Source organism: Clostridioides sp. ZZV15-6597 (genome assembly GCF_020657815.1).
Taxonomy (GTDB): Bacteria; Bacillota; Clostridia; order Peptostreptococcales; family Peptostreptococcaceae; genus Clostridioides.
Genome location: NZ_JAGWCT010000118.1, coordinates 1 through 12,125, shown reverse-complemented (window position 1 = coordinate 12,125; position 12,125 = coordinate 1). Strand labels below are relative to the sequence as shown.

9 protein-coding genes and 1 other annotated feature are annotated in these 12,125 nt (G+C 29.7%); all 9 genes read right to left on the bottom strand.

Translation table 11 applies throughout. From position 1 onward, the window contains the following. On the bottom strand, nt 1–465 hold a 465-nt coding region (locus KGF52_RS18240), incomplete at its 3' end, for a hypothetical protein (RefSeq protein ID WP_227841162.1). A gap of 184 nt (nt 466–649) precedes the next feature. Then, on the bottom strand, nt 650–772 hold the full coding sequence (locus KGF52_RS21490) for a hypothetical protein (protein ID WP_255642559.1): 123 nt from the start codon (nt 770–772) through the stop codon (nt 650–652). Between the two features lie 211 nt (nt 773–983). Then, a complete protein-coding gene (gene asnS, locus KGF52_RS18235) occupies nt 984–2,381 on the bottom strand; it encodes an asparagine--tRNA ligase (RefSeq protein WP_227437264.1) in 1,398 nt (465 codons plus the stop codon). A 75-nt stretch (nt 2,382–2,456) separates the two neighbouring features. After that, nucleotides 2,457–2,691 (bottom strand) — a binding site (T-box leader). Nucleotides 2,692–2,986: 295 nt separating this feature from the next. After that, nucleotides 2,987–3,190: a CDIF630_02480 family spore surface protein gene (locus KGF52_RS18230; RefSeq protein WP_227828862.1), complete on the bottom strand. Its 204-nt coding sequence runs from the start codon at nt 3,188–3,190 to the stop codon at nt 2,987–2,989. A 102-nt stretch (nt 3,191–3,292) separates the two neighbouring features. Continuing rightward, entirely contained in the window at nt 3,293–4,966 is a 1,674-nt protein-coding gene (cspC, locus tag KGF52_RS18225) for a bile acid germinant receptor pseudoprotease CspC (RefSeq protein ID WP_227841161.1), read from the bottom strand. A 9-nt stretch (nt 4,967–4,975) separates the two neighbouring features. Continuing rightward, the gene (gene cspBA / locus KGF52_RS18220) at nt 4,976–8,374 is read right to left on the bottom strand and encodes a bifunctional germination protease/germinant receptor pseudoprotease CspBA (RefSeq protein WP_227841160.1); all 3,399 of its coding nucleotides are present in this window, start codon (nt 8,372–8,374) and stop codon (nt 4,976–4,978) included. Between the two features lie 148 nt (nt 8,375–8,522). Further along, nucleotides 8,523–9,719 carry a vWA domain-containing protein gene (locus KGF52_RS18215; RefSeq protein WP_227828865.1) on the bottom strand — a complete coding sequence of 399 codons (1,197 nt, stop codon included), beginning with the start codon at nt 9,717–9,719 and terminating at the stop codon, nt 8,523–8,525. A 20-nt stretch (nt 9,720–9,739) separates the two neighbouring features. Next, nucleotides 9,740–10,561, bottom strand: a complete 822-nt coding sequence (locus KGF52_RS18210) for an AAA family ATPase (protein ID WP_227841159.1) — start codon at nt 10,559–10,561, stop codon at nt 9,740–9,742. Between the two features lie 319 nt (nt 10,562–10,880). After that, on the bottom strand, nt 10,881–11,996 hold the full coding sequence (locus KGF52_RS18205; RefSeq protein ID WP_227841158.1) for a 4-hydroxybutyrate dehydrogenase: 1,116 nt from the start codon (nt 11,994–11,996) through the stop codon (nt 10,881–10,883). Nucleotides 11,997–12,125 lie beyond the last annotated feature (129 nt).

Sequence of the window (12,125 nt, the reverse complement as noted above, 5' to 3'; positions counted from 1 at the left end):
CATCCTATACAATACAACATCATTAGCTATTTTTTCTTTATCTTTTCCATCGTATTTTACATACAAAGATTTTTCTGATGATATATATGCTATAGTGTTTGAAGAAGGCATAAATTCATATGAATTAATTTCATCAGAAGATAAATCTGATGCTATTTTTTCCTTTTCTTTTTTTAGGTTATACTTATATAAATTATTTCCTTTATCTTGAATTAATATTGATTGTTCTCCATTTATATAATCTTTTTTAGTATATGTAGGTACATCTGATGCTATTTTTTCTTCATCCTTACCTTCTGTCTTTATGTATACATCTGTCATATCGTCTGAGTTATTCTCATCATTTTTTAATAGTATAAGAGAATTATCTCTGTCTGCTTGCTTACCTTTAGAACCATTTTTTGAACTACAGCCTGTACATATAAGTGCCAAACTTAAAACTATAAACAACCCTTTCTTAAACATTATTACTTCCCCCTCATGATAATGATAAAACTTTTTGTGTAATAAATATACTATTCAATAATTTTTTAGATTTAAATTACCTTATATATTTTTATACTATTTACATAAAGATAATGCTTAAATATAATTTATATTTAAACTTCCAAAAAATTACTCTACTAGTTATAGTATAGCACAATAAACGTTATCCAATCACACTCACTATTGTCACTCCAAAAGCTTTTAGTGCCTCTTGAAGAACTTCGTTTCCATCATAAGGATACCCAATAGGATTAAAATAAAGTTTAGCAGTTTGTTCACCAATCATTTCACAACCTTCTATTGTATAATCGCCAAGTCCAATTATTTATCCTCCTAGTATAAGTAACTTATAATTACATTGTATAATAAAATATGAATAAGCAAACTACATATATTTGTAAACACAATAAAAATAACTTGTATGTATCTAAATCAGATAGCACACAAGCTATTTATTATATAGAAAAATTATATAATCATATTATAGGTTACAATTATTAGAATTCAGCATTTTTAGGAGTTCTTGGGAAAGGTATAACGTCTCTTATATTAGACATACCTGTCATATACATAATTATTCTTTCAAATCCAAGACCAAATCCAGAGTGAGTAGCAGTACCAAATTTTCTAAGTTCTAAATACCACCAGTAATCTTCTTCATTTAATCCCATTTCATGAATTCTATCTAATAGTACATCTTCTCTTTCTTCTCTTTGAGAACCTCCAACTATCTCTCCAACACCAGGAACTAATAAATCCATTGCTCTAACAGTTTTGCCATCTTCATTCATTCTCATATAGAACGCTTTTATATCTTTTGGATAATCCGTAACAAATACTGGAGAATTGTATATTTGTTCTGTTATATATCTTTCATGTTCAGTTTGAAGATCACATCCCCATTCTACTGGATACTCAAACTCATGTCCTGATTCAAGTAATAACTCTACTGCTTTAGTGTATGTTATTCTAACAAATTCAGAGTTTACTATTTTATTTAGTCTTTCTAGCAATCCTTTATCTATAAAACTATTAAAGAATTCCATTTCTTCTGGAGCGTTTTCTAAAACATAGTTTATAACGTATTTTATCATATCTTCTGCAAGTTCCATATTATCTTCAAGGTCTGCAAAAACTATTTCTGGCTCTATCATCCAAAATTCTGAAGCATGTCTTCCTGTATAAGAGTTTTCAGCTCTAAATGTAGGCCCAAAAGTATAAACATTTCTAAAAGAAAGTGCCATTATTTCAGCATTTAATTGCCCACTAACTGTCAAATTAGCTTCTTTCCCAAAGAAATCTTGTGTATAGTCTATTTTTCCATCTTCTGTTTTTGGAATATCATTTAAATCCATAGTTGTTATTCTAAACATTTCTCCTGCACCTTCACAGTCACTACCTGTTATGATTGGAGAATGTGCATATACAAAGTTTCTTTCTTGAAAGAATTTGTGTATTGCATATGCAGCTATTGATCTTACTCTAAATACAGCTGAAAAAGTATTACTTCTTGGTCTTAAATGTGCTATTGTTCTTAAATACTCAAGTGTATGTCTTTTCTTTTGTAGTGGGTATGAACTATCTGATTCACCTTCTACAACTATATTTTTTGCATGTATTTCTACTGGTTGTTTAGCTCCTTCTGTAGATACCAACTCACCTTCTACAAGTATAGATGAGCTTATTGCCAATTTACCTATCTCTTTAAAATTTTCAACTTTTTCATCAAATACTATTTGCATATTTTTAAAGAAACTTCCATCATTTAATTCTATAAATCCAAAGTTTTTAGATACTCTAGATGTTCTTATCCACCCAGCTACTTTGACAGTTTTTCCTATGTACTGTTCTTTATCTCTGTACAATTCTTTTACTGTTATAAATTCCTTTTGCATTTTAAAGCCTCCTAGTTTAATTTTTAGTAATTTTTTCTAAATATAATTCCATAAAAAAAGCCCTTCATCCCTGTATAAAGGGACGAAAGACTATTACTTTCGCGGTACCACCCTAGTTGTCATAAATGACCTCTTAGTTAAGCAATGCTTAAAGCCTATAACGGTGCCTTCCGTCTAAGTCTACTTGCTAAATAAGCTTTCGATTAGAAACTCCAAGATGTTCTTCAATATAAAACTTGTATTGAGCTTTCACCATCCTCAACTCGCTAAAACTACATTTTATATCTACTCTTCTCTTCACAGTATTTATCTTCTATTATTTCCGCTAATTAACAAAATTATACCAATTTATAAATTTTTAGTCAATAAGTTTATACAATTGATATTTACTAGTCTTATATAATCTATAATATAAACATTTATATTCAAAAATTTATATTTCCCTTTCAAATGTTTATAAATTACATTTTGCCTTCTGACATCTATAAAAAAAGTAAAGTAGTATGCTGTTTATTAGCCTAAGTTTAACTTTAAGCTTTTTAAACTAATACTACTTTACTTAAATACAATAAATTATTTATTTTTGTTATCAAGTATAGAAGTTTTTACAGTTTACTTCCATTATCAACCCAATCTTTCGCTTCTTCAACGCCTTTAAGTGAAGGTACTGAAACTTTACTATGAGGTTTTAATTTTTCAACATCAGCCCATGCTGCTGTTGATTCATTTCCAACTAAAAGTGGACTTCTAAGTCTTTTGTTATCTTTACCTTTTAATGCTCTTGCTTTTTTACTTTCCAAAACTATCACCTCTATATATTTATTTTGTAATAGTTTTAGCAATTTTTCAAATTAAATTCATAAGTAAAATTTATAACAGATAAAATGCCATTATTTACATATTTTTTTTATTTATAAAGTATTTGCTATCTGTTGAATTGTATTTTTTAAATTTAAAATCCCATATCCCTGTGAAACATTTGGATATGTATATATATCGAGCTTCGTAGCTCCCAATATTAAATATGTTTTTAAAACTTGTGTAAACAATGATAACCTTGGGATATTATCTTGTTTTTCCAAGTATTCCATTAACAAGGCCAAGACTCCAGAAACTATAGAACTACTAACGCCTGTACCTGTTGCTGTATTGTATGTTCCATTTTTATATGTAGATATTATATCTACTCCTGGGGCTACTATATCTGGCTTAATTCCTCTTCCTCTAATTGGCCCTTTTGATGAACCAATCCACATACTATCAGTCTTATTATTAAATGTACCAACTGTAATTACATCATCACCAGCAGCATACATAGTTATTGTAGCCACTGAGTCTGGGTCTAAAAATCTTGTATCTGGTGCTATCAAGTTTTTATTTGGTAAATATATGTCATACTCTCCTCCTATTATGAGTTCTGGAGTTAGCCTCAACGTCCACACACCAGGTTTTATATCTCTCAGTCTTATCTCTAGACTTTCATTTCCAGAAGTGATATATGGATAGATGAATCTCATTGAATAAGTAGTATTTTCCAGATTAAACTTTCCTCTATATACATAAAAATCTGGGGAATATCTTATATCATGACTAACTTCACCTGAAGGAGATATTATTTGTGCCCCTATCTTATCTGGGCCATTTGTATTGAGTGTTATATCAAGTGCGTAATCGTCACCATCTTGTATTATTACATCTTGGACTTCATTTAAACTACTAAATCTTCCAGCATAATGAATATCTGTATTCCCTTGATTACCTGCGCCACTTACTAATACAACACCAGCACTACTTAATATATTAAATGTGTCTAATATGGAAGTAGTTGCTACAGCACCTGACTTAACTCCAATAGTAAGATTTATTATTATAGGCTTATTTTCTGTTTTTGCTATATTAGTAACATATGTTATAGCTGCTAAAAAATCTGAAACACTATAATTTATCCTTCCAGCATAATACGTATCTGTATATGATTTTAATTTAACCACTATCAAATCTGACTCTGTAGTTATACCTCTATATTGTGAATTTACTCTTCCATTTCCTACTAATATACCAGAAGCCAAAGTTCCAGTACCTATATTATCTTGACTTAAACTTCCATCATTTCTACTTATAGCTAAACTTAATTCACTTCTTGTAAATTCACTACCAAAAATAAATCCTTCTGGTGGTGGATTTGTATTTTCTTCCTGATCCCATAATCGTAAAACCTTACTTGTTCCATCTGCGTTCACAAAATCAGGATGTAAATAATCTATACCAGAATCTATAACTGCTAATAAAATTCCTCTTCCTGTTATATCATTATATGGATTCTCGTAAATATACTCTGCTTCAGTAGCTGTTGTAATAGTTTCTCCATTATTCATATTATTAGTTATTTCAATTAAACTACTCATTGGAGCAGATTCTTCCCACCAAGCAACTTGTAGTATATTATTTAAAATAGTTTCATCAAAGTCCATAGGTACATATATTACTGCAAGCTGACTATTTAAAACCATATATCTATTTATTCCATTTTGTTGAAGTGCAGTTTCTATATCACCCTGATAAATTATACAATAAGATTTTTCCATAAATCCCTCCTATCTTAACACATCAAACATACCTCTAACGTCCAAAGTTCCATATCCAACACTTGTATTTGGATACTCTGTAGTTTGATTTTTTCTAGCTCCAGCCTGCATAAAAGTTTTTATTTTTTGGACGTATGCTTGATTTGGATATCTCCTATCAACAAAAGTATATTGAAAATACATCGCAGCAGCTCCTGCAGCATGTGCACTAGCTGCTGCTGTACCAGTTATAGTTGCATATGTATTTCCAGGATATGCAGCTATTATATTAACTCCTGGTGCTACTAAGTCTGGCTTTAATCTATCTTCAATAGTTGGCCCTCTTGATGAACTTTGCCACAAACTATTATTAATAGTATTGTAAGCTCCTATAGTTATTAAATCGTCCTGAACAGCAGGATAATTTATAGTATAAAAAGGGTCAACCTCTCTAAATCTAGTTCCACTTTTTAAAAGAGCTCTATTTGGAAGATACAAGTTATATATTCCATTTACAATGTAAACCCCTACTAATCTAATCTTCCACATTCCTCTTTTAGCATTTCTCAGAGTAACATTGGTAAACTGCTGACCTGAAAAAGTAGTTGGATATACATATGTTATAGAATACTCAGTTCCTTCTAAATCAAATAAACCTGTTACCCTATTATAACTTGATATTCCAACACTTTTACTTTCTTCACCAGTGGGAGACACTATTATTACATCTGCCTTATCTGGTTTATTCAACCAAAGCTCAACTGATAATTCTTCTTCTTCTTCATTTAATTCCAACTCGACTTCAACAGCACTTCCTACATTTGGTATTCTTCCAGATGTGTGTGTCTGAGTGTTCCCTTCATTTCCAGCTCCTGCTGTTATACACAACCCTCTAGTAAAAAATGCTTTTTCACTATTACTTCTATTGGTCAATCCAACTAAACTATTGCTACCCAAAGATATATTTATTACTAATGGCCTCCCAAGTTCAAAAGATTTTTTATATGCATACTGAGACGCAGCAAATAACATTGCACTATTATAAAATCCTTCTATCTTAGCAGTTTTTATTATTATTAATTCAGCATCTTCAGCTATTCCTGCATATTCCTTATTTACATTACCAAGACCTGCACATATACCACTTATCATAGTCCCTTGCCCAACTTCATCTTGAGATAGACTAGCATCATTTTCTGCAATTGCTCTATTAATATCTTCTCGTGTATACTCTGTACCAATATAAAAACCTTCAGGTGGAGTTCCATCCTTTGTTTGGTCCCATAAAAAGGCTATTTTTGAGGTTCCATCTGCATATATAAAGTCTTTATGTAGATAGTCTATTCCTGTATCAGCAATTGCTATAAGAGTACCTCTTCCTGTTATTGTTATATTTGGATTATTTTTAAAAAAATTTACACCTATTTCTTCGGTTGCAACTACACCACCAAAAGTACCTTGATTAATCTCTCCAAGCAGTGTCATCTTTATAGTCGATTCCGTCCTTATAACTGATGGGAGTTCCAAAACTCGTTGTATACTATTATAGTCTGTAGTATTTATAGACAATACACCAAATGAGTCACTTAACTTAATAAAATCTTGACTCATACCCAATGAGGCTAACTCATCTTCAAATTCAGGAGTATGAATTACATTTATTCCTGCCAATGTTCCTGATTGTCTATCCATATTTTCACTTAGAAAATCCTCCAAATTTAAGTCATCATTTCTTTGAGCATTATAACCTTCTATAATTTTATAATTATTTTCTTCATCTTTAAATGACTTATTAATGCTTCTATATCCAATGTCTTCTGTTTCTAAGTCTTGATTTATACTCGATAAAGTATACAAATCTATGTCTGATAAATTTAAAAATCCAAATCCTGATGAATTATTCGGATATTGCTGGTTACTTAGTCTTCTTGCTCCCCTAAGAAGTAATGCTCTTAACTTTTGTGAATATAAAAATAAATCATTTCCATTTACAATTCCCCACTCCATAAACAACGAACAAACTCCTGTGACATGAGGAGTAGCCATGCTCGTTCCAGTTAATGCTCCACTTGTACCTCCTGGTAAAAAAGATATTATATCTTCGCCTGGAGCTAATAAGTCTGGTTTAAACACTCCTAATTGTGTATCTCCTTCGCCAGAAAATATGGATACTATATCTGTTCTTGAATTGAAACTACCTACAGTTATAACTCTACTTGCTGTTCCAGGAACTGTAACCGTAAGTTCTTGAGTTGGAATCAAAAATCTCGTGTTTCTATTTAATCCCTCAGAAGTTGGTAGATATATATTTATATTACCAGTTACAATATCTATAGGCTCAAATATAATTCTCCATAAACCAGGATTTATCTGTGTATTTGAACTTAACTGCAAAGTAACTCTTCTAGTAAGAGAATATGGTGCTATAGGATAAAAATAACCAGTAATTCTTGTCTCTCCTAAAGTATTTCTTATTTCACCTGAAGTTAGAGAAATTGATTGTGTCTGACTATTTGATGGACTTACTAAATGTACACTAAAATCGTCAATAAAATCTGGCCATATGTTTATATTTAATATACGTTCCCCTTCTCCAATTACAAACTCAACTTCTTCTGTAGTATTATTTTGAAGTCTAATCCTTTTATGACCCCCCTTATCTGCATTATTACCAGCCGCTACCACTATATTATTTTTCCAAAATAAACACATATCATCTATATACTGCTCAAATAAAGAAGTTCCTCTATGCGAACCTTCATTACTTCCATAGCTTATATTTAATGTGACAGGCATTCTTAATTCTAATGCCCTATCTAAAATAAATTTAATCGCCCTCATAAACTCTGTACTTCTTGAAAAAACATCTGTCTGTATATTTCCAACTCTTACTACTATTATCCTAGCATCACTTGCAATAGTTGAACAAATACCTGCAACATGTGTACCATGTAGACTAGTCGTTGAAATAGGTATATATGTATTACCAGCTATTGCATTATTTATATCTTCATTAATATATAATGTTCCTTCTTTAAAACCTGCTGGAGGATTTCCTTGTATAGACTGGTCCCAATAGTATAATATTTTAGACCTTCCATCACTATCTCTAAATACAGGCAAAGTATAATCTATACCCGAATCAATTATACCAATTATAGTCCCTTTTCCAGTTAATCCTGTTCTATTTTTAAAACCTGTTATCCCTGTGCTTGAAAAACTTTGGATGTCTTGAGTTTGTAATATAAAAGGTTTTTCTATAAACTCTATTTCTGGATAAGTCAGTAATCTATTTATATCTTCTTCATCACTTGATGTTATTATTGCATATGAAGAATTAAGTATTTCTACTGAAACACCTAATTCTTGCTCTAATCTTAATATATCTCCATTGTATTTTACGATTAATTCATAATTTATTATAATCACCTCAATTTCTAAAATTATTATTAATGTATATGTTTTTTGTAAGTCTAAAATGTATTAGGTTACATAATTTTTAAATTTCAATTATACAATTTATAATATAAAAAATGATGGTACATCTTTTAGATAATTTGTACCATCATTTTTTATATTATTTCGCAACCATTAAATTTTTCAATGATTTTTCCAATCCTTTTACAGTTAATGGATACATATTAAACTCACTTTGTATTAACCTTTGAGTCTGATACCAATAACTGATTGAATCCCATCCATCTCTCAGTTCTGGATTTAGCCACACAATTTTACTATACTTTCTTTTGAATCTTTTAAGCCACTCTATTCCAGGTGTATCATTATATGGACCTCTATAATTACCACCAATATGAAGTAACTCAGAAGGTGCCATAGAGGCATCACCAACGATTATAACTTTATAGTTTTTATCTATGTTTTGTAATATCCATTCAGTATCAATAGACTTACTTAGCCAACATTCTGGTGTCGTAAATAATCTATCATAAAAACAGTTATGAAAATAGTATACTTTTACATCTTTAAAGTGATTTGATTTACTTACAGACTGAAATAATGTATTACATAAAGTACTATATCCTCTCATTGAACCCCCTGAATCTATAAGTAGCAAAAGCTTCACTGTATTTTTTCTTGGTTTTTCAAAGAATAATTTTAAATACCCTGCATTATTACAAGTCTCTTCAATGGTTTTATCTAAGTCAAGTTCTGTCTTTGGAGCATCTATTCTAGTAGAAAATTGACGAAGTCTTTTTAATGCAACTTGAAATTGACGCATATTTAAAACTTCATCATCTCTAAAATCTCTATACTTTCTTTCTCCTGCAACTTCAAGAACAGCCCTTCCATAGGTTGAAGTTCCACCTATACGTATACCAGTTTGACCTTTGCCTGAATGACCTAATTCAGAAGTACCTCCTGTTCCTATCCAGTAATTTCCTCCATTATGTGGAGAGTCTTGTTCTTTTATACGTTCCTCTAATTTAGCTCTCAATTCATCAAGGTTTATATTTGGATTTTGTTCTAATCTTTCAAATCCTTCTAAATCAACATTTGGCTTTTTAAGCCAGTTCATAATCTCTTCTGGAATTTCTTCTTTGTGTTCTATACCTTTAAAATACTCCAAAAATACTGCATCAAATTTGTCAAAATTACTTTCACTTTTTATTAAAATCATCCTACAAAGATAGTAAAAATTAGAAAAATTTGAATAACAAAGCCCTTTGTCCAGTGCTTCAATTAAAGTCATCCATTCATTTAAAGATATATCTAGACCTCTTGCTCTCAATAAATAAAAAAATTTAATAAACATAATTATTCAGCTCCTATTGACTACAAACGTTTTTGCATAGATTCAATATCCTCATTATTTTTAAGCAGTATCCCTGCAAAAGGAACCTCTTTTTCTATTTTTTCAATTGGAATTCCACTCAAAGTCAATGCTTGTATCCAGTCTATTAATTCTGATGTGCTAGGTTTCTTTTGTATCTCTCTTAAACTTCTAATCCAATAAAAAGTAGTCATTACTTGTTCCAATAAATGTTCTTCAACTTTATCAAAATGTACTTTGACTATTTCCTCCATCATATCTCTATCAGGAAATTCTATATAATGAAATATACATCTTCTTAAAAAAGCATCTGGAAGCTCTTTTTCTGCATTCGAAGTTATAATCACTATAGGTCTTTGTTTTGCTGTTACAGTTTCTTTTGTTTCATTTATATAAAACTCCATTTTATCTAATTCCCAAAGTAGGTCGTTTGGAAACTCTAAGTCGGCCTTGTCTATTTCATCTATCAAAAGAATTACTTGTTGCTGTGAACTAAATGCTTCTCCTAATTTACCATATTTTATGTACTTACCAATATCATCTACTCCTTCACCTCCAAATTGACTATCATAAAGTCTTTGAACAGTATCATATACATAGAGTCCATCTTGTGCTTTTGTAGTTGATTTTATATTCCAAATTACTAAATCTTTTTGTAGTTGATTTGAAATTGCTTGTGCAAGCATAGTTTTTCCTGTTCCAGGTTCTCCTTTAATTAAAAGTGGTTTTTCAAGTGCTATAGCAACATTAACTGATGCCATTAGTTCTGGTGATACTACATAATCACTACTTCCTTTAAAATTACCCATTTCTTTTTTTATCATAAGTCCTACTCCTTTTAAACAATAAATTTTCTAAATGTATATGACTATTATATTACTATTTTTGATATAAAATAGTAATATAATACATTTGTATATCATTATTCTAAAATTCTATATATAAATAAAATTACCTCTAAAATATTTAAATTTTATCTTTATTTGTCATAATTAAATGAAATATATATTTTTTAATAAGTGCAAGATACATTATCTTATAAAAATATAAGTCATAAAAAGCGATGATTTAATTAAAACCATCGCTTTTCATAAATTTGAGTTATAGCTAAATATAAAGCAATTAACTTTTAGATTTGAGTTATCAATATAATGTTCTGTATATATTTACTATTTCTTCTTTATTAAGTTTAACATAACTTTGATTTAATAACCTTTGTTGACTATCCAAGACACTGTCTGCAAAACTATTTATCTCATAATCTTTCATTCCATATTCTCTTAAACTTTTTCTTGTAATAATTTTATTAAGTAGTTCTTCCATTTTTTCATATACCTCTGGTACTTTACAATTCATTATTTCACTCAAAAGCATATTTATTTTTGCTAATTTACCATCTGGTGATAATCTATTATATGTTTTAAACACTTCTATAAAAAACTGATAATTAGCTTCCCCATGAGTAACATGATAAACTCCACTTAATGGGTATGAAAGTGCATGTACTGCTCCTGTCCCAGCATTTCCAAAAGCAATACCAGCTAAATCACTTGCAACCAAAAAATCTTCTATAATATCAAATCTATAATCTTTTCCATTTAACACAATTTGCTGAAATCCATTTAAAATCATCTCTATAGCTTTGGTACTAAAAATTTCTGTATAAATACTCGCCTTTGGAGATACAAAAGATTCTATAGCATGTATTAAAGCATCAATTGCACTTGTAGCAAAAAATGAATATGGAAGCTCTAGTAATAACTCTGGAATTAAAACTGCATAATCTGGAAATAATTCATCTACAGCTAATCCAAATTTCGTATTCATCTCTGTTATTTCTGCAATTGAAATATTTGACACCTCTGAACCTGCTCCACAAGTTGTAGGAACAGCTATTAATTCTCTTATTTTTTCTAAAGGAACCTTTTTTTGAAATAAATCACTTGATTTCTTTCCATCTTTCAGTACTAACAACTTTGCCATATCAATAACTGCTCCCCCACCAATAGCAATAATTCTTGTACAATTAGTTTTTGAAAAATCATCCAATAATTTATCCATCATTATATCATCAGGTTCACCAGTTCCATACTTACTTTTATATTCTACATGTGCATCCAAACCAAAGCTTTTAAAATATGTATCATATGCATTTTTACTTGTTAATATAAAATCTGATTTACAAATCTTGAATTCTTCTATAAATTCTTTTGAATTTTTAAATTTATGAACTTGTGTTTTTTGCTGAAATAACTTCATGACATCCTCTTTTCTTCAACTTATAACTTGATGTTTTATTTTAAATAATCTGTAATATAATTATAAAATTTTTATTTTTTATATGCAAGTTTTACCATAGGTAATTTATATTTTAAAATATCTTAATAT